Here is a 22,926-nt window from a genome sequence, read left to right on the forward strand (position 1 = left end):
GCAACTCAAGCCTGCTGTCCCATTATCAGATTTAACTGATATATATTTTTCACTTGTTAAAAAAGTAGAGAGCCGACCATTTTTTCAGAGCACCCAATTCTTAACTATACCCTTTTTTTTAGCAGTTGAGAAGTCAGTCGATTTTAGATACTTCGGCTTGCTTCGGCTTCCTTCGACTACGCTAAGGACAAGACGCTGGCTCACAAGTCGCGATCGTACAAGTTTTAGATTTTAGATTGGGGGATTGAGGGATTGAGGGATTGAGGGATTGAGGAATGGCTGGCTGGATGCCTCATTTTTTGCTAGAACTGCTATACCAATCAATCTTATTTGTGCGAGGTACAGATTGGTAATTAGTAATTCTCAGGAATTATCAAATATTTGCCGAATTATAACCTAATTTTAGCCATTGAGCCTAAAAGCCTTCAACTTTCAGCCTTTGGGAATCTACTTTCAGAAGGAGCTACTGGCATCTTTGACGCTAAGAGAATTATCTGATAAAGTTATAGCCAATATTAAGGTTTTTTAATCTTATTAGCAAAAATATAGGGTCGTGCCGAGTTTGTAGGAACGCCAAATCTAGCGCCTGTAATCACATAACCCCCGATCGCACTTTGAAAACGGATAGGGCAGCCTGTCATAATTAGATCTATGGAAATCTCCTTTAACATCACCCTGTTGATAGTCATGACCGTCACCTGTGGCATCAGCGCTCAAGTTCTGGCCGCTTATCTGAAAGTTCCGGCGATCGTATTTTTGCTGCTGTTCGGCATTTTAGCAGGCCCGGATTGCTTGGGAATCCTGCATCCCAGTCTGTTGGGAAACGGCTTGGAAGTTATGGTATCCCTTTGCGTAGCCTTAATTCTGTTTGAAGGCGGCTTGAATTTAGAATTGCGAGACTTGGGCAAAGTTTCTGGAAGCATCCGCAATTTAGTTACTTTCGGCACTTTGATTACGCTAATTGGTGGCGGAATGGCCGCGCACTGGCTGGGGGAATTTCCCTGGCCGATCGCCTTTCTGTATGCTTCTCTAGTAGTCGTCACAGGCCCGACAGTCATCGGCCCTTTGCTCAAACAAGTATCCGTTGACAAAAAAGTCGCCGCCTTGCTAGAAGGCGAAGGTGTTTTAGTCGATCCCGTTGGGGCAATTCTGGCAGTATTGGTACTGAACGTGGTTTTAAACGGCAATACCGACTTGCTGATTTTGTTCAGAGATTTAATGGTGCGGCTTGGTGTTGGCACAGTTATCGGAGTTACCGGAGGTTGGCTGCTAGGCCTCATTCTCAAACGAGCGAAATTCCTGTCAGAAGACCTCAAAAATTTAGTAGTTTTAGCCGGTTTGTGGGGATTATTCGCGATTTCAGAACAAATCACCAGTGAATCGGGACTGATGGCGACCGTACTATCGGGCATAGTGATCAGAGCCGCTTCAGTGCCGGAAGAAAGGCTGCTGAGGAGGTTTAAAGGTCAGCTCACAGTCCTCTCTATATCCGTACTTTTCGTGCTGCTGGCGGCTGATTTATCCCTCGAAAGTGTGGTCGCCCTCGGTTGGGGGAGTGTGTTTACAGTTTTAGCTTTAATGTGGATAGTGAGACCGATTAACATTTGGCTTTGCACCATCAACAGCGGGCTAAACTGGAGGCAAAAATTATTTGCTTGTTGGGTAGCGCCGAGGGGAATTATTTCCGCTTCAATCGCCTCTTTATTTGCAATTTTGCTCACCCAGCGAGGAGTCACCGGCGGCGACTCAATTAAAGCCTTAGTTTTCCTCACAATCATTATCACAGTTTTTTTACAGGGATTGACTGCAGGCCCGATCGCTAAAATTTTGGACATCACCTTAAAATCAGCTACCGGTGCCGTGATTGTGGGATCAAATCCTTTGAGCAGATTAATTGCTCGCTTGTTTCAAGAACGCGGAGAATCTGTCGCCATTATCGACACTGACCCGGAAGCTTGCGAACAAGCAGAAAAAGCAGGTTTGCGAGTGTTTTTAAGCAGTGCTCTGGATCACAGCATTTTAGAAGAAGCTGGACTTGATTCGATGGGAACTTTTTTGGCCATGACTAACAACGGTGAAGTAAACTTAGTGTTAGCTCAACGAGCAGCCGAGGAATTTGCACCGCCGAGAGTTTTGGCAATGTTTCCCAAAGATCCGCAGGCAAATATGCCCGCAAATCAGAATAAAATCAATCAAGCTTTTGTCTCCGATTTGCCGCTGAAGGATTGGAATGAATATTTGAACAACAGCGAAGTAAAATTGGGAGAAACCGAGTTAAGAAGCGAGGGATTGAAGTTTCAGATTGCTCACTTGGAAGCTTTGGTGCAAGGCGGGGAATTAGCGCCGCTGCTAGTGGAAAGACAGGGATACTTGCAAGTAGTGTCTGCCGCCCAAATTTGGGAAGCGGGCGATCGAATTATTTATTTACTGCACGATCCAACACCGAAATTGCTAAAAAGATTGTCTGGTGGGTCGCAGTCTCGCTTAACTTTAGAAAAGCATCAGGTAGTCGAGGAAGTGCCGATTCCCGATCCGGTTTTAGAGCCTGTTTTGAAAGAAGCAGAAATAGTCAAAGAGGCTGAAATTTTGCCACCGCCGCCAGTTTCCCGTTAGGGGTATTAACCTGAGACTTCGATCGATAGAACAACCGCAAATGTGAGGCAGATAAACACTGATTAACGCAGATACTTTTAAAGATGGTTTGTGACTTGTACGCGAAGTTTCATCGATGAGATATATCTGTTGGCAGCCGTATTGCTGTAATATTTGTTTAACCGCGCGATCGGGAGCATCTGGTGTTTTGCAAAAAGCATTTTTTTGATTGTAGTGCGAGCTGTCGCGAACTCGCACTATAAATTCCAAATACCAGATGTTCCCGCGCGATCGATAGGCCACAAAATGGGCACTATCTACCGCCCGCCAAAAGTCGGCAACCAATCTCGCTTGCTCAGAGGTACTGTTACAGTTGAAAAACCTCGATCGACTAGAAATTTTTCTAATTCCCGCTAGTCCGAAGCAGCAGCAAAATATTCAGGCAAAATCACAGTTGGCAATGGCACGATCGATTTTAGATTTTTCGACTTCGCGATCGAACAAGTTTTAGATTTTAGATTTTAGGATTGGTGGCTCATCGATTCTAGATTTGAGATTGGCGGTTGGTGGCGCGGGGGTGGTAGGATTTGATATTTAAGATGATTGGATTGGTGGCCAGGGATGCTACGATATGTTTTTCAAGTTCACAAACGCTTGAAAAAGCACTCTTTGGATGGCTAACACCTGTCGCTGGTTAAACTTTTTGCTTGGGGAATATCTACTTCTATGGCTCGCGAGCCGATTCCAACATTGTATTTTACCCTAGTTGTCGTTCACTTAGAAGACCGTTTTCTACTGGTACAAGAGCGCAAGTACGATCGACAGTGGTATCTCCCAGCAGGGCGGGTGGAAAAAGGGGAGACTTTGCTCGATGCTGCTGTTCGCAATACCGTCCAAGAAGCGGGCATTTCTGTGATCGTGGAAGGAATTCTCAGGGTAGAGCATACGGTGATGCCTAGGGGGAACGTGCGCCTCCGAGTCATTTTTGTGGCTCGTCCTGAAGATAAAACACCGCCCAAGAGCAAGCCGGACGAGTATACTTTGTGTGCTGGTTGGTATTCTCTCAAAGAATTAGACCAGTTGTCGCTGCGGGGAGAGGAAGTTCGGGAGATGTTTCAGTATCTGGCAAGCGGGGCTCCTATTTATCCGATCGACTTGCTGAGCATTGAGGGAGCTCCTTTTAAAACTTACCGCTATCGCTGGTGAATCGAGGGAGTAGTTTTGAGATTCCAGCTACAGCCCCGAATTTTGAGTTGTGAGTTTTTGTGATGGCGTTTCCAATTCGGTTACGCCGATCGATCTGTGCGAGCGATCGTATTTAATTGGTTCAGCCCACAGCAGGGGTATGACAACAGCGCAGTCTGTGCCATCACCTCCAGCAGCAATAGTTCTATGAATCCGCCAGATGGCCTGATGCCCCGAATACGATTCTCAGCAATAACTGAGAAACCCGGTACAGCATTCAGCCTCCTGCCTAAAAACGGCGGAATCGTCATCAAAGTCGATCGGGCAATTTCAATGCCGACCGTGCTAAAATTATACCTTTGAATTCCAGAACAACCGCTTTTAAATCGGTAAAAATAAAAAAATATCAACTAATAACTATTAACCTCCTATTCCAAATTATCAATTCCCAAATTACCAGTTACCAATTACTTATTCCCTATGGTCATGACAGACTCTTCGTCCCTAGCCAACACCCTTTCTGAACCGGTGCGCCAGCCTTTTTGGTGGGCAGCCCTAGCCTCTGTCGGCTTTCACGGAATCCTCGGAGTAGGTGCCCCGACGATTTCAAACTTAATGAATGGTGGAAATTCCTCAAACAAAAATATCCCCGGTTCCGTCGGCTTCGTACAATTAACTCCGGCCCAAGCGGGGCGCTTGCCACAAACTATACCACCAAAGCCCTCCAATACACCGTTTTCGCTCGTCGCCCCTGTTCCTGTTCCCCTCACGCCCAAGTTAGCCCCGCCTTTACCCCCCGCACCTCCAAGCATTAACTTGCCCGCCATGCCTCCGGGAATGCCCCCTCCAGGGTTCTTTTCCCCTCTCCCTCCCTCTCTCGGCCCCTTAACAGCCCCAACAGCCCCAACAGACCCGCCGCTTCCCAAAACTCCAGCCCCAACTCTCAAAATCCCCTCCCCCACAACACCTACCATCCTGCCGCCACTGCCTCCGGGCAGTGTAATTTTTCCACCATTGCCCGGTAATTTCGATCGCAATATCCCACCGCCACCATCGCTGACAGAAACGCCCCAGCTTCCCGGCGGGCCTTCGGAAGACGAAGCAGAAACGCTCAAAAAAATCATAGCTAGTAGAGGCGGACTGCCGCTATTTCCAGACGGAGCTCCAGTCTTCACGCCGGAATTTCCAATTGCCGGCAGGAATTCGGGAATTGAGGGAGGGCCAAAATTGACTCAAAAAGATCCGAATAAAAGGAATCTGATTGCAGAAACTCCCGAAGAAAGGCTCAGGAGGCAACAATTTGACCAGGGACAGCAACAGCTAGAACAGCAGGGAGTTCCCGGTTCAAACTTGCCCCCCGACAGAGAGACACAGCTTGCTGCTGCAAATACCTATGTTGCTTTGTTTGAGAAATTCAAAAAAGCTTATCCCGACTTGGAAATGACCGGGCCTACTCCTGTGGATGTGGCTTATCCTGCTGCTGCTTGCTCGCAAAAACTCGAAGGAGTCGCAGTTTTTGGAGCAGTTGTCAGCCCTCAAGGTTTGCTTAAAGCCGAGCCACAGGCGATCGTCCCCACGGGTTACAGTATTCTAGACAACACGGCTAAAACTGCGATTATCAACCCAGCTCTGACCTTTCCAGCATCCAGCACGCACAAGCTTTACCAGGTAGCTGTGGCGTTTAAATACGACGAAAAAATTTGCCGCGGCATTCCTCTAACGCCATCCACCGCCCCAGCCAGTCCCCGACCAACAGGCCAGCAGCCGCCAGCCCTAGCGCCGACACAACCGAGTCCGACAAGCCAGCCATCCCCAGCACCTGCGGAAGTCAAACCCCAGTTTGAGAAGCCGCCCGCCGGCGAAAACAAACCGCAGCCGGGTGCCAAACAGTCGCCGCCGGCACCTGCGCCCGCCACCAAACCGTCGCCCTCGCCTCAACCGAAACCATCCGGCGAAGTGTCGCCGTCGCCACAACCTGCTCCGTCGCCTCAACCTGCGCCTTCTCCCGCCGAAGTGTCGCCGTCTCCTGCTCCTACTCCCTCACCGGAAGCTGCTCCCTCACCGGAAGCTGCGCCTGCTCCCGCCGAAGCCTCGCCGTCGCCAGAAGCTGCGCCTTCTCCCGCCGAAGCCTCGCCGTCGCCAGAGGCTGCGCCTTCTCCCGCCGAAGCGTCGCCGAAACCTGCTCCGTCGCCGTCGCCAGAAGCTGCGCCTGCTCCCGCCGAAGTGTCGCCTTCTCCTCCTACCGAAAATTAATTGTTCGTGACTAATTGGGAATCGGTAATTGGGAATTACAGCACTTCCCGATGTTATGAGTTGCAATAGAATCGACTAAAAATAATTGTTCTTCCTTACTTTGGATGCTAAGGTACTCGCGGAAAAATAAAATACCAGTTAAAATGGGATAATCGTGATATCCCATTTTTGTACAGTTTCAAAACGTTGCCATTCGCATAAAGGTAATCTTGCATAGCAAGGAAAATTAAGGATTTTCATGGATACATAAACTGGTGTTATACTCATGAATAAAATGCCAAAGAGCTGCCAATATGATTGGATAGTTTTTTAGAGAATGAAATATTTTTTCTCACCAATCGAGATATTTTTTGTCTCATCGTATTATTAAATCTTTCTATATGGTTTGTCAGATTAGTCTCATTTCCTACTTTCTTGTATCTTTTCTGAGAAAAAAACTGACCTAGGCATTCCAAAATTCTGTATAATACCAATTTCATAAAGTAGCGTTAGATATTACCCCCCCAACCCCCCCCGCGATTTCGGGGGGGCTAAGAGTTCATCTATAGCACATATGAAAGAAAAATGGTATAAGCTACGGCACATTGACCATAAACTGGTGACAAAGAATCCCATAATCCTTGAGCGCCCGCTCGATCTTTTTTGCCAATATATGCTCCTACAATTTATGAATGTTGAGGCATTAATGGCCGGCCCAATCTACTGTTGATTATCCTCATTATCTACAAATGACAACATTTCATCACATTGAATTGTTAGCTCCCCCTTTTTTTTTGATTTCACTTCTACTTGTCTTTTTACAGTTCCTAGTTTTTTATAAACATATAGTATTGCAACCACCGTTCCGAAACCGCAGTCGCCCTCACAATCCCAGCCAGAGATATAGCGGTTCTCACTTTTGTGAGAACCGCTATATACAGTTTACACTGCCAATCCAGAAGACCGGTTTTTACGCCATTTGTAGCTAAAAACGCAGATTTTTCGTAAAAAAAAAACCAAGTTTCTGACCGCCCGTGTGTCAGTTCTAATCAAGTCTAAAAATCGAATAGGATTGCTATATCAAACTATAGCAATCCAGATGTTTTAACAACTAGACACATTTAACATCTAACTCAAGGTAGATTAATTTTATATTAATTTGAAAAATTATCGCGATCGCAGCATAAAAACCCAACCGTGAAAAAACTAATCAGAAATTTCTAATTGCGAAATTGCATAGCGGGCGACAGTCAAACCAACTCTCGCCTGTTCTATTTCCGACAATTGCGCCCAAGGTCTTTTAGTCTCCACAGCCGCTTCCACCCCGGACGAATCACCCTCTCGCATGGCATAAGCCAAAGGACGCGCCAACACCTGCAAATCTTCCTCAGCCCACTGAGGCAAAATATTTAACACGCACTCTACCATTTGGTCAGCTAAAGATTGATACTTCACAGTTGCATTTTGGACGCTTTGAGCGATGCGGGTCAAAAAATCTTCAGGAACGCCAGCAAATTTATCGCCCAAAGACTTTTGCAGGGCGCTAGAAAGCCAAACTTGTTCTAATTGCGCGAATAAAACTCCCGACTTCAGGGCAATATCGCTGTCGCTGAAAGAGTCAGACAGTGAAAATTCCTGCTCTAAATCTGCCAAATAAGATTCTGATTCAAGCTGTGCCGGATTCCAGGGATAAGCAACATCAGTCTGAACAATTGTGGCGAGCAGTTCCATTTCGGCCTGAGAAAGCGAGTCGCGAAAATATTGAGAATCGGGAGATTGGGTAGCCATGATGTAATACCTAAGTGCTTCAAGGAAAGTACAGAAAGTGGATTCTACTAAGTGATAGTTGCGAGCGGCCTGCGGTGAGTAACTCTTTTAACTTCAGACTTGAGACTTAACGCTCAGAAGTTTGCTGTTTCGATCGCATTCATTAACTACACCCGCACCTTAATTGGTTCCGCAATCAGTCTCACTGTAGCCCGAACTTTTTGGAACCTCAATAGTAAACTCAAAAATCTGACCTTGAGAACTGCCAAATTTTAGCTGAGTACCCGATTGCAACAGCAGTTCTTGGTGGTGAACTCTCACCCATCCCTGGCCCCCTAAAACTAAAGTCCCGTAACGAGAAAAATCGCGCAAAAAGTAGCTAGGTTCTTCCCGGCTATCTCTGATGCTGTTGCGGCAGAAAATCTCGGCGTGTTTCTGAGAAACCCACTGTTCTCGAATCACTACGTCGTTTTCTTCCCAGCGTCCGACTCGAACCATCCCGGCGCAAATCTGCCAAACCTGATTGGTTGATTCGGTGGATTTGACATTTGGTCGATCGCGCCCCCGCAAGTAAGCACAAGACGGCAAACGTCCCAGCCAAGTAGAAGAATTTAAAGGCAATTCCGTTTTCAGGTCATCTACCGGCTCAGTCAGTTCACCGTCAAACTCTGGGTGCATATACAGCACGGGAAGCGTCCAAGCCGGTTGATTGAACTTGTAAAGCGTCAGTAGCTGCTGTCTGGCGACGGCGACGGCCCGATCGACCGACATCCGCCCGGCCAAAGCTCGAGCAAAAGTTTGGATAAAACTTAGGGCCTCGCGATCGGCGATCGAGTCCCGCATCCCCAACACCGCCGGCACCCCGTGATGGATCAGTACCTCAGCCAAACTGCTGCGGGCGATCGCCTGTTGCTGGCCGTTATTGGAGTGCAGCCTCTCCACCGCCGGCTGAGCTCCCCAACAGGCATTAAACACCGCCAGAGTCACGCGACACCGAACTAAAACCTGAGCCAGTTCAGTACCGTTCATCGTCGTGTCCGGCGCCAAAAACAGCAAGCCGCCGTCAGGCCCCGGTATCCCGTGGCCCGAGTAGAACAGAATGTTATAAGCTTGCGTTTCCAGCCGAGAAATTAGTTCGGCCGGAGTAGGTTCGATCAAAGTATCAACGCGAGTCGGAACGCTGATATCGAAATATTTGTCGCTGTCGTCGGTTTGAAAAGCACTTTCGAGAACCCCAGCGAGGGCGAGTGCTTCAGCTTCCAACTGCAAATGACGGTTATTGCTCGTAGAAAATTCAGAATTAGCACCGCGGCCTGGTTCTGCTTGTCCCAAAACTAGCAAAATGTTCAGCGACTCGGCAGGACGCAGGGGCGGCAAAGGCTCGACATTGCTGGTAGTGCGGCTGAACAGCAATTGCTGCGACAGAGAAATTGCCGGTTGACCGGCTTGAGGCTGCATAATTTCCCAAGGCAAAGCAATTAAATAGGGTTCGCGCAAATCTATGCGAACCCGCAGGGGTAGATTTTGCCCGATCGCGATACCTTTACTTTCCTGCAGACTGCCCTGAATCGGCCCTTCAAACAGCCACCGCCAAAGATCGATCCCCAAATGCTGCATCAGGCGGCTGCTGTAGCTTGCAGGTGGCTGCTGCAGGTTCGGCTCGCCCCTGTCGCCCCACCCCCCTTGACCGAGCTGAAGCGACACAGAGGGGAGCGGTGGAGGTAGTTGTAGCGACTTAGGAGTTCGTTTTTCAGTTTCTGCAAGTATATTCTGGTTGTTTTCCGGCGAGACGAAACTGCCATCAGGATGTAAGGGCAATTCGTGAATTGTCCCGGAGGGGGAAAACATTTCCTGCCAAGCTTTCCAGGATTGGGATAGGGTATGGGGCCACATACAGTCGTGGTGAACGTACCCGCTGGGATAGGGAGCTTGTAGAACCCAAGTGGCAAAATGGTTTGCCCCAGCGGTTCTCAGGCGAGCGATCGCTATACTGAGGCAAGGACTTTCAGGGCGCGCCATCTTACAACTCTGGATATAAGGGTGATCGAGTTTATCTATATCGTAGTTTATCGGGTTTGGGGCGCGATCGAGTGGGAGAGATTACTTTGTGAGTTTTTAATTTTACTTACTGCCCAAAAATTTATCTAAATTCGGTACATCCACCCAAGTTCCCGTAGCATTTGACTCCTGAGTCAAATCCATCAACAACTGCGAGTAAACTCCTTCTTTGAGCGACGGTATCAAAGATTTCCCCGCATCTATTGCTTCTACCCACCTATCCACTACTCGAATAAACGGTGCAATTCTCCCGTCTGGATAAACTTGAGGAAACTCCCATCTTTGAGGAATCTTAATTTCAGCTAAAGGTTCTCCAGCTTGGGAACCCCACAAACGAAATCCGTGGACGTAATCCTGCTGATTGTCGCTTCCCAATACCAAAGTACCCTTACTCCCGTAAATTTCGACCCAATGTCCCCGCCCTTGATAAGTAACGGAACTCAAACAAACTTGACAAGGCATTCCCCCGGCCAATTCCAACATCAACGTGCAAGAATCATCAGCATCAACAGGTTTTAAATTTCCCGAATCCTTCGGATCTGGTCGCGCCGAAATTCCTGTAATCAATTGCCCAGAAAGCCTCTGCACGGGCCCGAACAGCCAGCTAAGATAATCAAAAACGTGGGAACCTGTCGCCCCCAAAACTCCGCCACCTAGCTCTTTTTGCGCGTACCAATTCCAAGGGCGAGCAGCATCAGCGCGCCCAGACACCAACCAATCAATCTTAATTAAACGGTTTTCTCCTACATATCCTGCTGCTAATAATTCTGCTAGCATTTGCCATGCGGGGATGAAGCGAAACTCAAAGTCCATTGTGGCAATTGCTCTCGAACCACTGTTGTTAACATTAGTTTGAGATTCGCTGTTTGTTAATCGGTAAAGTTCCCTGGCTTCATAAGCTGTGAGGGCTGTAGGTTTTTCTAATAATAAATGTTTGCCTGCTTGCAAGACGGTTTTTGCCATTTCAAAATGCAAAAATGGCGGGGTGGAAATGCTGACTCCCGCTACTTCTGGGATGGCTGCTATATCTGCGATCGAGTTACAAGCATAGGGGATGTTGTGGGTGCTGGCGATCGCCTGAGCTTTGTCTAAATTCCGGTGGTAAACAGCCACAACCTCTGTCCGGTGGTGTGCCTGGAATCCGGGAAGGTGTACTTTTTGACCGAAACCTGTACCGACTATTGCAACGCCAATTTTTGACATGATTTAATAATTGTTGACTGTTGACTGTTGACTGTTGACTGTTAACTGTTGGCTGTTGGCTGTTGACTGTTGACTGTTGACTGTTGGCTGTTGACTGTTGACTGTTAACTGTTAACTGTTGTTAGTTGTTAGTTGTTAGTTGTTAGTTGTTAGTTGTTAGTTGTTAGTTGTTATTAGCTGCAACCAATAACCAATAACCAATAATCAATAACCAATAACCAATAACCAATAACCAATAACCAATAACCAATAACCAATAACCAATAACTAATAACTAATAACTACTGACCACTGACCACTGACTACTGACTAACCACCCATTCAATTACTTGTTTGCCCAAACTAACACCGTCAAGCAAGTCAATTTCTCTGATCCCTGTAGGGCTGGTGACATTAACTTCGGTGAGATAACCGCCAATGATATCAATGCCAACAAAGTACAGTCCGTCCCGTTGCAGTACCGGTGCTAACTCAGCGCAAATTTGATGTTCGCGATCGGTAATTTCTGTTTGTGCGACTCGGCCGCCGACGGCCATGTTGCCGCGAAATTCGTTGCCGGTGGGAATGCGGTTGACAGCGCCGATGGGCTTGCCGTTTAAGAGGATGATTCGTTTATCTCCGTCTTTTGCTGCGGGCAGATATGTCTGAATCATCACTGGGATTTGCCCTTGTTGAGTGCTGATTTCGACTAGGGAGTTGAGATTGCGATCGCCCGCTTCCAATAACAAAATCCCTTCGCCAGCTTTCCCACCTAATGGTTTAAGAACTGCCGCTCCTTTTTTCTCAACAAATTGCCTAATTACCCTCTTATTTTGAGAAACAATTGTTTCGGGGATCGAGTTCTCAAATTGCAAAGCATACATTTTTTCATTGGCTGCGCGCAATCCTTTGGGGCTGTTAACTACCAAAGTTTTAGCGGGATCGATGCCGTCTAGAAGGTAAGTAGCGTAAAGGTAAGGAATATTGACAGGGGGGTCTGTCCGCATAAATACTGCGTCCATTGCTTCGAGAGGCCCGAAAGTAGGCTGTTCTACTTCGTACCACACCTGAGCTGCTTCCCAGCGTCCCTCTACGATTTTTACAGGGGTTAGGGCTACCCGGTTGAGGGTAGCCCAGGTTTTGCCGTCGATGACGCTTAATTCGTTGGCTTGAGTCGCCCAAACTTCGTGACCCAACTCTTGAGCGGCTTCCATCAGCGCTACGCTGGTATCGTGTCCTGGAATTAGTCGCGCGAGGGAATCGATGATGAATGCAAATTTCATTGTTCAGTTGGCACTTATGAATTGGTTTGAGGAAAATTTGGTAAGCGATGGACTAATGTTTATTTTGCCAGCAGCGGGTCGAGTTGGCCGCGAGCATCGAGTGCGTGGAGTTCGTCGCAGCCGCCTATGTGTTGGTCGTTAATGAAGATTTGGGGCAGGGTGCGGCCTCCCTTGGCTCGATCGCTCATTTTGTCCCGTGCTGCTGCATCTCCATCGATCGCGTACTCTGTAAAATCTACCCCTTTTCGCTTCAGCAGTGCTTTGGCCCGAATGCAAAACGGGCAGGTTCTCCAAGTGTAAATTTCTACTTTAGGGGTCATCGGGCGCTCAAACAATAACAATATTTTTTTTATTGTAATCTTAACCAATCTTATTTTTATTTTTATATAGTTGTAGCCAGCGACCTGTAATGTTATTATTTATACAACTTTTTTTAAATTTGTCTAAAAATACCAAAATATCCGCCCTTCTTGAAACGGAGAGATTTTGACAATTAGCAGCACGATCGGTCTATCGTGACTGACCGACCTGCTTGTTTCGTTTTCTGGCGGAACAGATGATTCCTGCGCCTGTCACTAGGAGTGCTACCACAGTGCCCGGTTCTGGGATAGATGTTGCTGCTCTCTGCGGGGTGGTGTTGTTGGTGTATATTTTTGTGAAGTTCAGCGATTGTGCCGGCGGTGGGTCTGGCGATTTCTCTACCTCGTCTGATGCTTGTGTCCCAGAGCGCAGAGACTCTATGGATGGGCTTGATGGTGGTTCCGGGCTTGGGGAATTGTCAGGGCTACAGGCGCTTGAAAAGTTTCCCGGCCCGCACACATCTACTGCTACACCCGGAGGGGCGGCAGCCAAATAGAAGAACCCTGTTGCCATTGTGGCAGAGAGTCCGATTGCTAGTTTTGCCAGTGGCGTACACATAACTATTTAGTTAAAAAGTGGTAAAATCGGAAATTAGAAATAGTGCTAGAGATGAGCGTTGCGGGGTTGGTAAGAATTTTAGAGTTATTACAATAGATGGATGCTTTTGTCGCGCCCGTATAGTATAGTATAGCGCTTGAGGAGGTCGCCCAAACACTTTAATAATCTTATTTTCTTACACCTTGAGGTCGAGAACTTCGTGGTTGGCACTAGGTTACTTAGTGCTTTGCAGGGAGCGATCGAGCAACATCTTCTGGCAACATCTCCACCACCAGCAGTTACAGTCATTAACAAAGAGTGTTGTTACGAGTACCGCCACCTCCTGAAATTAATTATTTAACTCCTCGCAAACTAGCTCTGCTTTATCGTACTTGGCAATGCACAATCTGACTACTCTTTTATCGTCTCATGCTGCGATAGGAACTGTCCTCAGTATATGTACGTGTATTCCTGACTGTCAACTACTTAAAAGGAATATTTAAGTATTTACCGAGGATAGAGGGCGTATTCAATGAGTTGCGCTAATCGATCGCGCAGAGTTTCCAATCCGAGACCTTTGGCGGCCGAAATAAATACGGCTTGAGGAAACTCTTCTCGTGCCAGAGCGAGTCTATCTTCATCTACGGCATCGATTTTGTTGAAAACTACAAGAGCAGGCCCGGGAGTTACGGGCATATCTGTCAAAATATTCATCACCGATCGAATTTGGCTTTGCCATGCGGGATGGGAGAGATCGACGAGGTGCAGCAAAGCGTCGGCGTCTGTGACTTCTTCGAGGGTAGCCCGAAAAGCGTCGATCAGTGAGGGGGGCAGTTCGCGAATAAAGCCCACTGTGTCTGTGAGGACGAGCGACAAAGGTCCCCCCCCCTCGGCGCTAGGAATTGTCAGCTTGCGGGTGGTGGGGTCGAGGGTGGCAAATAACTGGTCGGCGGCGTAGACCTCGGAATTGGTGAGCAGGTTGAGCAGAGTCGATTTACCGGCGTTTGTGTAGCCGACGATGGCGACTGAGGGTACGTCATTGTGGTGCCGGTTCTGCCGCAGCCGGAAGCGGTGAGCGAGGAGTTGATTTACTTCTTGCTGCAATCGAGTAATGCGTTTGGCGATCGTCCGCCGTTCGGTTTCTAGTTTAGTTTCCCCAGGGCCTCTGGTACCGATGCCGCCGCCCTGCTTTGACATGGCCTGACCGATCCCTCTGAGCCGGGGCAGGGTGTATTGTAGCTGAGCTAGTTCGACTTGCAATTTACCTTCGCTCGATCGCGCTCTTTGGGCGAAAATGTCCAGAATTACCTCCGTGCGATCGACTACGCGAATGCCGAGGAGAGTTTCTAGGTTACGTATTTGTGCGGGTGCCAGATCGCGATCGAATACCACGAGGTTAGCGCTAACCGTCTGAGCGGTGAGAGCAATTTCTTGAACTTTGCCTTCGCCAACGACTGTCTGAGGATGGGGGCGCGATCGTTTTTGGCGCACTGTTTGCAGAACTTGACCCCCGGCGCTTTCCACCAGCCGCGTGATTTCTGCGAGTCCGTCCTCAAAATCCAGCAGAGTCATCTGCTGAGTCATTACACCCACCAGCAGAACCTTGTCTTGGTCTGCATCCACCTGCTTAGCGACAAACTCAGCTTGAAACTCTGCTTCTAGTCCTTCCACCAACTCCTGAAAATCTTGGTCTGCGAGGTCGTCCAAATTCAGCGGTTCTGAGATTGTCCAGGGAAAGTGTTGAGTTTTGATTGGTGAGTTTTGAACTGAAGACTCTTCTATTTCATCAGTTTCATCAGTTGCAGATTTTTGTAACTGAGCGCTTAACACGGAAAACTCAAAATTTGGTCGGTCTCCTTGAGGTATCAGGTGAACGAGATAAGTTTCTTGGATGTAACCTGTCGCACCGCCGCCCCGGCGCTGAAATCCTCCGCCGGTCAGCGTCAGCCACACTAGGGCATCTAGGCGCTGAATTGCCATTGCTGTGAGAGCTGCTTCGCTTGGGGTTTCTGGCTTCAGGTGGGTGGCGATGCAGCGAATGCCGCTGAGGCGACCTCCGCCGTATCGGGGCAATTCTAGGGGCGAAATTTGGGTTTGGCGGGGTGTACCTACGCCGACGCGAATTACTTGTCCGCGGCGGTTGATGTAGGTGCAGATTGGTTTGTCGATTTCGGTGCTGATGGCTGCGACGCGCTGGGCGAATTCTGCCGTGGTGATGCGATCGCCCGGTAGTCGCTGGTGGTAAAGCTTTTCGAGTTGCTTGAGCTGGCTGGACTTTAAACCTTGAAGATTGCCGTAGATGGTTTCGATAACTGTTTCTCCCTCGCGCTCTGTGAATCTTATATTTTACTTAACTCCGGGCGATCGTGTTGTGGTTTGAAGTTTAAATTTACCATTTCTACAATGAGACGCTTCCTTTGACAACAGCAGTCTCAACTTGTACTTGTCTTTTGTATCTGCTGATACAGGCGATCGCTAAAAAAATATCGCTTAATAAAACTTAACACATATTTTTGTGTTTCAGAATCCTCCTTTAGACTTGTGTGTATCTTGAGCCTAGAGACAGATAGCCAACTAAAAATTAGGTCGCTACTATGATAAGCGAAACATTGTTAAGGAATGTAAAAACATGGAAACTCGTCCTACTAACGTACCTACAACCACTAATGCTTACAACGGCAAAGATCGCAATGCCTTTTTGTTTGGCTTCAACCCGCAAGCAGAACTTTGGAACGGCCGCTTAGCGATGATCGGCTTCTTAGCTTATTTGCTCTGGGACATGGCTGGATATAGCGTTCTACGCGACATCCTTCACTTTCTACCTACCTATATCGCTCGCTAATAACGAGCATTGTTTCCGGTCTGGCAGTATGAGTAAATGCCACAACTGCCAGATCGGCTAAAAGTTACAAATAGCAGCGAGTATAATTTAGTTCGTTTGTAGCTTGCGTTACTTTTGACTGGCATTATAAAGATTTCTTGCTGTGATTTGATGATTGCAGTTGGGGCGCGATCGCTGGCGCAGTGAATATTAAGAGCAAAACAGATATTTATTCCTGAGATGCGATCGCCCCTGCTGTATTTTTGGCAAGAAATTTCATCGATAACCTCTGATTGTATAGGAAAAATAGGAGCATCAACGATGATCGACTCAAATTTACTGGCAGTAGTAGAATCAGCTCTGACTGACACAGCATCAGGAAACTGGCAAAAGCCGATAGTGATGTTTGTTTGCAATATTTTAGCATTGCTAGTTCTGAGCCGCGTAATTTGGCATCCCCACGTCGGCCCTAAAATGCCTTTGCCCTTCCCGTCTCTGTTTAACAATGTTAGTGTTCCCGCATTTTTGGCATCAATGAGCGCCGGTCACATTCTGGGAGTATTAATGATTTTGACGATCGGCATCGATAAGTATATTTAGGATGAATTGCGCTGCTGTTTTGGGGAATTTTTCCTTTAATGGATAGTGTTAAATCCGCAGAAAGTTTGTAGGGGTTAGTGAAATGCACTCACCCCTAATTTTAGGTTTGTATCTAAACTTTGTCTCAAATCAGTAGTAGACTTCTTCATAAGTTTTCGTTCAATACATAAACCGCAGATGAAATGCAGATGCAACATCGATTGACGCAGATAATTTTAGATAATTTGTGCGTGAGTGCAAGAGCTACAGTATGGTGCATCAGATTGTTGGCTGGAAATAGCGGAGCAAATGTAAGGGCCTGACAGACCATACTATACTCTAAGTTCGGAAAAAATTAATTACAAAAAGGCTTTGGACGCTTACAGACTTTTAGGTGAAATTTTATTGAATTAATTCTGTCCAGCTACTTAACTACTTTAGACAGACGCAGGAGCGCGGGAAAGAGAGATAGATTTTAAAGAATCGGGTTTTGTCAAAACAAAATGCCTGAGTGTAGGAGTTTCAGCAGTGAAGCAATCCACGCCGATCCAGAATTGGGGGAAGAAGATTTGTTGAATGCGAAAGCAATTCAAACTATTCAATGATAGCCCAACGGTGGGTACCTTGTGGCAAAACTGCCCGACTAGCGGCGTGAAAGCTGCTATTTTTCGATTAATAGATGAGGTTTAAAACAATGGATTCTAATTCGATCGCCAATTCTGACAAAGAAAACCAAACTAACACTGGCGAGGCCGAACGCTGGGCTTCGTTAATTGGTGGCGGGGCGCTGGTGCTGTTTGGTTTGTCGCAGCGTTCTTTGAGAGGTGCTTTGCTGGCCGTTGCGGGTGGCGGTTTGGCTGCGCGCGGGCTGGGGGTTGCGGAGGGTTTGCAGTCGGCTGCAGATGCGAATCAAAGCATTAAAGTTGAAAAGACGGTGACGATCGACAAACCGGCTGATGAATTGTACCGTTTCTGGCGCGATTTTGAGAATTTGCCTCGGTTTATGAAGCATCTCAAACACGTTGCGGTAATAGATGACAAGCGTTCTCACTGGATTGCCAGCGCGCCGGCCGGCAATAGCGTAGAATGGGATGCAGAGATTGTCCGCGAAGAAGAAAATCGGTTAATTGCGTGGGTGTCTGTGGAAGGCGCGGATGTTGAGAATTCGGGTTTTGTGCGCTTTCAACCGGCACCTGCAGGACGCGGTACTGAGGTGAAAGTTGCGATCGAATACAATCCTCCGGGCGGTGCGATTGCTGGTGCAGCGGCTAAACTATTTGGCGAAGCACCAGAACAGCAAATTGCTGACGATTTGCGCCGGTTCAAGCAGTTTATGGAAACTGGGGAAATAGCTACGACGGCCGGTCAATCTTCGGGCCGCAATTAATAATTGCGATCGCATCGGATAAATTAATTGTAATTCCGCTCCGGGGCGGGTTTTACCAACAATCCAAGATTCACAACATCCACAATAGATTTCTGGCAAAAGTTTTTTTCATCAATTTATAGGGCAGGCGAGACACCCCACAATAAAAAATGATTCTTGTGGGATGGGCCCGAAAGCCCGCCCTAGTTATTTTTGCCAGAGGTTATTAAGAATTAAGTTTGACTTCGGGAACCAAAACGCGGCCGGTATAACCCGCGCGCTGGTAGCGATCGATCGCCTCTGATGCGATAACATCCGCTTTACCTGTCTGGACGAGCGCAACGCAAGCACCGCCAAAACCTCCGCCCGTCAGCCTTGCACCGAAGACTCGGGGGATTGACTGCAAGATGGCCGCCAGCGTGTCTGCAGCGGGCACTGAAACTTCGTAGTCGTCGCGCAAACTCGCGTGGGAAGCATTCATTAACTCGCCGAAACGCTTTGCAGACAAAGATTTTACTGCTTGCAGCACGCGGTTGTTTTCGGTAATGACATGGCGAGCTCGCCTTTTGAGAGGTTCTGGCAATACTTCGACTGCTTTGGGATCGGCGATATCCCTGAGAGCTTTAACTCCCAATATTCGGGCGGATTCCTCGCACTCAGCACGCCGCTTGTTGTAGCTGCTTCCTGCTGCTAGTTGGTGGCTTTCGCCGCTGTCAATTACTAAAATTTCGGTGTCTGGAGGAAAAGGTATCGGGCGATATTTGAGGCTGCGGGTGTCGAGAAATAGCATGGTGTTGGTGTCTGCTAAACTCGATGCCATTTGATCCATGATGCCGCAGTTCAAACCGGCGTACCGGATTTCGGCTAGCTGTCCGATTTGAGCAAGCCGCACGTCGTCTAGGGGGAGGTTGAGTAAAGCGCGCATTCCTCTGAGGGTGGCTATTTCTAAGGCGGCGCTGCTGGACAAACCGGTGCCGATCGGCACGTTGGAGGTAATGTAAAGATTTATGGGCGGTATTTTGTATCCTTCTTTTTCTAAAAGTCTGAGGCAGCCACAGATATAAGTGACGAATTTTTGCGGTATAGTATCGTCGTCTGAAAAATTTATGAGTTCGTCATATTCTGCTGAATAAAAATGGTGGCGATCGTCGCTGCTGAAGCCAATTTGTACTGTTGTGCGCTGGGGAATTGCCGTCGGCAGTACAAATCCGTCGTTGTAGTCTGTGTGTTCGCCCAACAGGTTTACTCTTCCGGGCGCGCTGGCTTGGGTTTTAGGTAATGTACCAAATACTCGTTGGAAATTCATTTTTGGGGAATTGCTAATTGGTTCTTGGTTATTTGTTATTGGTTAGTTGTTATGGGTTATTTGGAAAAATAGCTATCTGTGTATCCGTGACTTCCGTGTCGTGCTGCTGGTAATTGGGAAGAAATAAATTTATTTTTTATCGTTGCTGCTTTTATAGTGCCCAAGCTTTTTGCTGAATTCAACCCATGTTAACAAAAATCAACATGGCTGTAGGTGAGGAAAAAATATGAGGTTGTGATAGAATAGCAGGCTAAGATTTCTTCCAGCAATTCAAAAAATGCGATCGACCAGACCCCGGAAACAGTTTGCTCAACATTGGCTCAAAAGCGAGAAAGCCTTAGATAAGATTGTCAAAGCAGCGAATTTGGATGGTTCTCGCGTCCTGGAAATCGGGCCGGGTACTGGGATTCTGACTCGGCGCTTGCTGCCGGAGGCTGAGTCTGTTGTTGCTGTGGAGATCGATCGAGATTTGTGCCTAAAACTAGCCAAGCAACTAGGCAAAACCGACAACTTTTTACTGCTACAGGGCGATTTTTTGGAAATAAACTTAGATGCTGAACTAACAGCCTTTCCAAAATTCCAAAATCCCAATAAAGTTGTTGCCAACATTCCCTATAATATCACCGGCCCGATCTTGCAAAAACTGCTGGGAACGATATCTGCGCCTGCTGCTAAACCCTTCGATGCGATCGTGCTGTTAGTACAGAAAGAAGTCGCCCAAAGACTTTACGCTAAACCGGGTTCTACAGCTTTTGGCGCTTTGTCGGTGCGGGTACAATATTTAGCAGAATGCGAGTTAATTTGCGATGTGCCGTCTAAAGACTTTTATCCGCCGCCAAAAGTCGATTCCGCCGTGGTGCGGCTGCTTCCCAGACAGATAGAAACGCCAGCCGTCGATCCGCGCTATTTGGAGAATTTAGTCAAGTTGGGATTTGGCAGCAAGCGCAAGATGCTGCGAAATAATTTGAAAGGGGCTGTAGATTTAGATAAGCTCGTTCAATTGTTAGAAAATTTACAGATAAATCCTCAATCTCGTGCTGAAGATTTGAGCGTGGCTCAATGGGTAAATTTGAGCAATAATTTGTTTTCGGATGACCAATGACCAATCACTAATGATATCATATTTGGTAGATTAATAATAAAAACGTTTCGTTCGTAGTGCCGAATGCGAGTCCGCAACTTGGATAAAACTCGCATTCGGCACTACGAACTAATTTTAGATCGATCGACTGGACGTGATATGACTGCTGACTAATGACCAATGACTAATGACTGCCGATCCTGCATAATATTTCCTTTGAGTTGTGAGAAAATGGACTATGACTCGTATCAATTAATTTCAACCAGGTGTTTCTTTCACCTGCGGCTTAATCACCTATGCGTTCCTATTCTCTCTTAGCTTCGGCAAAAATCAATCTGTATTTGGAAATAATAGGCGATCGCCCCGACGGATATCACGAACTGGCGATGGTACTTCAAAGTATAGATTTGACCGATCGAATTGACTTGCGGGCGATCGGTACCGACACGATTCGCGTGCGTTGCGATCACCCGCAAGTTCCTCCTGACAAAAATAACTTGGCTTACCGGGCGGCGGATTTGCTGGCGCAGCAATTCCCCGATGCTTTGGCGATGTACGGTGGAGTCGAAATTGCGATTCACAAGCAGATTCCGGTGGCGGCGGGGCTCGCCGGCGGTTCTGCAAATGCGGCCGCTGTTTTAGTCGGGATGGATTTGCTTTGGCAATTGGGACTCACTCAGTCGGAGTTGCAAGAGTTGGGGGGAACTTTGGGTTCGGATGTGCCTTTTTGCATTGGTGGAGGTACGGCTTTGGCAACTGGTCGCGGGGATAAACTGTCGCCACTGCCGGATTTGGGAGGTTTTTCTGTGGTGCTGGCGAAGTACCGCAATCTAAGTATTTCTACGGCATGGTCGTATCAAACTTATCGCCAGCAGTTCAGTAGTTCCTATTGTGGATCGGAGGATTTGGACTGTCGCCGGGAACGGTTGCATTCGGGGCCGATGGTGGGGGCGATCGCCCAAAAAGATCGATCGAAAATTGGTCAATTGCTGCACAACGATTTAGAAAAAGTGGCTTTACCCGTGTACCCGCAGGTGTTGCAGTTGCGGGAAGCATTTGAGTCGGCGGGGGTTTTGGGAACGATGATGTCGGGTTCCGGGCCGACGGTGTTTGCACTCTGCGAGTCTCAAGAGCAGGCTCAGCAGATTGTGGAACGGGTGAAAAGTGCGATCGCTTCTCCCGATTTGGATTTTTGGGTAGCAAATTTTAGCAATACTGGGATTCGGATTTGTTCGGAGGGAAACGATACAAAACCGCCGATTGCGAGGGTATAACTCGCAGGTGGTGCGATCGCCCGTTAAAGGCCAATTAGGGCGATCGAGTCCGATCTATCTAACTTTGCGTAGAGTCTCTTGAGATAGAAGAACTGATAAAATGGCATCAAACACGGATTTTAGTTTGGTTAATTCATCAAAAATCTAAAATCTCATACTTGTTCTGAGTAAAGTCGAAAAATCTAAAATCTAAAATCGCCATGACTGATTTAACTAATCCAAATTCTACTTCTGAACCTCTAAATTCTGCTGGGGATGCAGCGCCCGCATCTGGGCGACAGCCTACAGTTTTGCGGTGCATAACGGGTTCCCTAATCGCCAGCGCGTTAACTTTTGCTTTGTATTCGCTAACTATGTCGATCGCTCTAAGTTTTGCTAGCAAGCCGGTGCAGTCCACCAATATTGCTGTGCTTAAAATTAGTGTCGCCGTGCGAACTTTGGTAGTGGGAATGACGGCTTTGGGTATGGGCGTATTTGGGCTGGCGGCTGTCGGTTTGATGCTGCTGGGTTTGCAAATTTGGATTCAAAAATTGGGGAAAAAACCCACAGTTTGAAGTCTACAGGTTGAAAATCGGGCAAAACAAACTCTCGTCCCCTTAGCAAAGTCGAAGGGTATAGGCAAAACCGGGCATTGGGCATACCTCACAACGATCTCGAACCGCTATAGAAGCAATGGAATTATTTACGATCGGACACTCCAATCAGAGTATTGAATCGTTTCTTTTGCTGCTTAAAAAACACGGAATAACAGCGGTTGCGGACGTGCGGTCGCATCCTTTCAGCCGCTATTTACCTCATTTCAATAAATCAGAAATTACCGCTTTTTTGTCAGCAGCGGGCATTCAATATGTTTTTTTAGGCAAAGAATTGGGCGCGAGACCGGAAGATTTAAGCTGTTACGATACTGAGGGTAAAGCTTTGTACGATCGCATAGCAGCAACTCCTCTATTTTCTGCCGGAATTCAGCGCTTGCTCAAAGGCGCAGCCAATTATAAAATCAGTTTAATGTGTGCCGAAAAAGACCCGATAACTTGTCATCGGACTATTTTAGTTTGCCACAAACTCAAAGCATTTAATTTGCAAATTAAGCACATTCTGTCAGATGGAACTTTAGAATTGCACCAGGATTTAGAAGCAAGACTTTTGAGCAAGTTTAACCAAGCAAAAAACCACGATCTGCCAATTCAGTTAAGTTTGTTTGAATTAGCACCTCAAGTTCAGGATGAAATAGTTGATTTAGAAACAGCTTATTATCGTTACGGATTGACAAGGGCATATATCAGCAAATAAGGCAATTATCGGC

General features: G+C 47.3%; 21 protein-coding genes and 1 pseudogene. 13 read left to right on the forward strand and 9 right to left on the reverse strand.

Features of this window, described 5'->3' with window-relative positions:
* Positions 1 to 651: 651 nt before the first annotated feature.
* Complete coding sequence (locus AACV78_RS14860; RefSeq protein ID WP_194009866.1) at positions 652 to 2,613, forward strand: cation:proton antiporter; 1,962 nt, start codon at positions 652 to 654, stop codon at positions 2,611 to 2,613.
* Between the two features lie 705 nt (positions 2,614 to 3,318).
* The gene (locus tag AACV78_RS14865; RefSeq protein ID WP_194009867.1) at positions 3,319 to 3,798 is read left to right on the forward strand and encodes an NUDIX domain-containing protein; all 480 of its coding nucleotides are present in this window, start codon (positions 3,319 to 3,321) and stop codon (positions 3,796 to 3,798) included.
* A gap of 80 nt (positions 3,799 to 3,878) precedes the next feature.
* Here the strand turns inward: AACV78_RS14865 and AACV78_RS14870 are convergent, their stop codons facing one another.
* Positions 3,879 to 4,187 carry a hypothetical protein gene (locus AACV78_RS14870; RefSeq protein ID WP_194009868.1) on the reverse strand — a complete coding sequence of 103 codons (309 nt, stop codon included), beginning with the start codon at positions 4,185 to 4,187 and terminating at the stop codon, positions 3,879 to 3,881.
* A gap of 76 nt (positions 4,188 to 4,263) precedes the next feature.
* Here AACV78_RS14870 and AACV78_RS14875 point away from each other — a divergent pair, with 76 nt between their 5' ends.
* Positions 4,264 to 6,030 carry a hypothetical protein gene (locus AACV78_RS14875; protein WP_194074306.1) on the forward strand — a complete coding sequence of 589 codons (1,767 nt, stop codon included), beginning with the start codon at positions 4,264 to 4,266 and terminating at the stop codon, positions 6,028 to 6,030.
* Between the two features lie 226 nt (positions 6,031 to 6,256).
* Here AACV78_RS14875 and AACV78_RS14880 read toward each other — a convergent pair.
* From AACV78_RS14880 to grxC, 6 genes and pseudogenes are all read right to left on the reverse strand, one after another.
* Positions 6,257 to 6,496 (reverse strand): annotated as a pseudogene (locus tag AACV78_RS14880) (IS1 family transposase); the annotation flags it as partial.
* A gap of 719 nt (positions 6,497 to 7,215) precedes the next feature.
* A complete protein-coding gene (locus tag AACV78_RS14885) occupies positions 7,216 to 7,797 on the reverse strand; it encodes a hypothetical protein (RefSeq protein WP_194011379.1) in 582 nt (193 codons plus the stop codon).
* A gap of 159 nt (positions 7,798 to 7,956) precedes the next feature.
* Positions 7,957 to 9,795 (reverse strand): CHAT domain-containing protein, encoded by a 1,839-nt coding sequence (locus AACV78_RS14890; protein WP_194011378.1) that lies wholly within the window; start codon positions 9,793 to 9,795, stop codon positions 7,957 to 7,959.
* A 102-nt stretch (positions 9,796 to 9,897) separates the two neighbouring features.
* Positions 9,898 to 11,037: a Gfo/Idh/MocA family protein gene (locus tag AACV78_RS14895; RefSeq protein ID WP_194011377.1), complete on the reverse strand. Its 1,140-nt coding sequence runs from the start codon at positions 11,035 to 11,037 to the stop codon at positions 9,898 to 9,900.
* Positions 11,038 to 11,339: 302 nt separating this feature from the next.
* Entirely contained in the window at positions 11,340 to 12,299 is a 960-nt protein-coding gene (gene gshB, locus AACV78_RS14900; RefSeq protein ID WP_194011376.1) for a glutathione synthase, read from the reverse strand.
* A 59-nt stretch (positions 12,300 to 12,358) separates the two neighbouring features.
* Positions 12,359 to 12,619 carry a glutaredoxin 3 gene (gene grxC, locus AACV78_RS14905; RefSeq protein ID WP_194011375.1) on the reverse strand — a complete coding sequence of 87 codons (261 nt, stop codon included), beginning with the start codon at positions 12,617 to 12,619 and terminating at the stop codon, positions 12,359 to 12,361.
* Between the two features lie 236 nt (positions 12,620 to 12,855).
* Here grxC and AACV78_RS14910 point away from each other — a divergent pair, with 236 nt between their 5' ends.
* Both AACV78_RS14910 and AACV78_RS14915 read left to right on the forward strand, forming a co-directional pair.
* Positions 12,856 to 13,155 carry a hypothetical protein gene (locus AACV78_RS14910; protein WP_194011374.1) on the forward strand — a complete coding sequence of 100 codons (300 nt, stop codon included), beginning with the start codon at positions 12,856 to 12,858 and terminating at the stop codon, positions 13,153 to 13,155.
* Positions 13,156 to 13,416: 261 nt separating this feature from the next.
* Positions 13,417 to 13,557: a hypothetical protein gene (locus AACV78_RS14915; protein WP_194011373.1), complete on the forward strand. Its 141-nt coding sequence runs from the start codon at positions 13,417 to 13,419 to the stop codon at positions 13,555 to 13,557.
* Between the two features lie 146 nt (positions 13,558 to 13,703).
* Here the strand turns inward: AACV78_RS14915 and hflX are convergent, their stop codons facing one another.
* A complete protein-coding gene (gene hflX, locus AACV78_RS14920; RefSeq protein ID WP_339383657.1) occupies positions 13,704 to 15,353 on the reverse strand; it encodes a GTPase HflX in 1,650 nt (549 codons plus the stop codon).
* Here hflX and AACV78_RS14925 point away from each other — a divergent pair.
* The 4 genes from AACV78_RS14925 to AACV78_RS14940 all read left to right on the forward strand — a co-directional run bounded on the left by AACV78_RS14925 (position 15,291) and on the right by AACV78_RS14940 (position 17,983).
* A complete protein-coding gene (locus tag AACV78_RS14925; protein ID WP_228042271.1) occupies positions 15,291 to 15,428 on the forward strand; it encodes a hypothetical protein in 138 nt (45 codons plus the stop codon). The genes hflX and AACV78_RS14925 overlap by 63 nt on opposite strands.
* A 397-nt stretch (positions 15,429 to 15,825) precedes the next feature.
* Positions 15,826 to 16,038 carry a chlorophyll a/b-binding protein gene (locus tag AACV78_RS14930; RefSeq protein ID WP_194011372.1) on the forward strand — a complete coding sequence of 71 codons (213 nt, stop codon included), beginning with the start codon at positions 15,826 to 15,828 and terminating at the stop codon, positions 16,036 to 16,038.
* A 300-nt stretch (positions 16,039 to 16,338) separates the two neighbouring features.
* A complete protein-coding gene (locus tag AACV78_RS14935) occupies positions 16,339 to 16,617 on the forward strand; it encodes a photosystem I reaction center subunit PsaK (RefSeq protein WP_194011371.1) in 279 nt (92 codons plus the stop codon).
* A 673-nt stretch (positions 16,618 to 17,290) separates the two neighbouring features.
* Positions 17,291 to 17,983, forward strand: a complete 693-nt coding sequence (locus AACV78_RS14940; RefSeq protein WP_194011370.1) for an SRPBCC family protein — start codon at positions 17,291 to 17,293, stop codon at positions 17,981 to 17,983.
* 205 nt (positions 17,984 to 18,188) lie between these two features.
* Here the strand turns inward: AACV78_RS14940 and galK are convergent, their stop codons facing one another.
* A complete protein-coding gene (galK, locus tag AACV78_RS14945) occupies positions 18,189 to 19,268 on the reverse strand; it encodes a galactokinase (protein ID WP_194011369.1) in 1,080 nt (359 codons plus the stop codon).
* A gap of 277 nt (positions 19,269 to 19,545) precedes the next feature.
* Here galK and rsmA point away from each other — a divergent pair, with 277 nt between their 5' ends.
* The 4 genes from rsmA (at position 19,546) to AACV78_RS14965 (ending at position 22,913) form a co-directional block, all read left to right on the forward strand.
* Complete coding sequence (rsmA, locus tag AACV78_RS14950) at positions 19,546 to 20,370, forward strand: 16S rRNA (adenine(1518)-N(6)/adenine(1519)-N(6))-dimethyltransferase RsmA (protein ID WP_194011368.1); 825 nt, start codon at positions 19,546 to 19,548, stop codon at positions 20,368 to 20,370.
* A 275-nt stretch (positions 20,371 to 20,645) separates the two neighbouring features.
* Positions 20,646 to 21,623 carry a 4-(cytidine 5'-diphospho)-2-C-methyl-D-erythritol kinase gene (gene ispE / locus AACV78_RS14955; RefSeq protein WP_194011367.1) on the forward strand — a complete coding sequence of 326 codons (978 nt, stop codon included), beginning with the start codon at positions 20,646 to 20,648 and terminating at the stop codon, positions 21,621 to 21,623.
* Between the two features lie 200 nt (positions 21,624 to 21,823).
* The gene (locus tag AACV78_RS14960; RefSeq protein WP_194011366.1) at positions 21,824 to 22,177 is read left to right on the forward strand and encodes a DUF3082 domain-containing protein; all 354 of its coding nucleotides are present in this window, start codon (positions 21,824 to 21,826) and stop codon (positions 22,175 to 22,177) included.
* A 118-nt stretch (positions 22,178 to 22,295) separates the two neighbouring features.
* Positions 22,296 to 22,913 (forward strand): DUF488 domain-containing protein, encoded by a 618-nt coding sequence (locus AACV78_RS14965; protein WP_194011365.1) that lies wholly within the window; start codon positions 22,296 to 22,298, stop codon positions 22,911 to 22,913.
* The last annotated feature ends 13 nt before the right edge of the window (positions 22,914 to 22,926 follow it).

The sequence above is a fragment of the Tychonema sp. LEGE 07196 genome, from assembly GCF_963890365.1.
In the GTDB taxonomy this organism is placed as follows: domain Bacteria; phylum Cyanobacteriota; class Cyanobacteriia; order Cyanobacteriales; family Microcoleaceae; genus Microcoleus.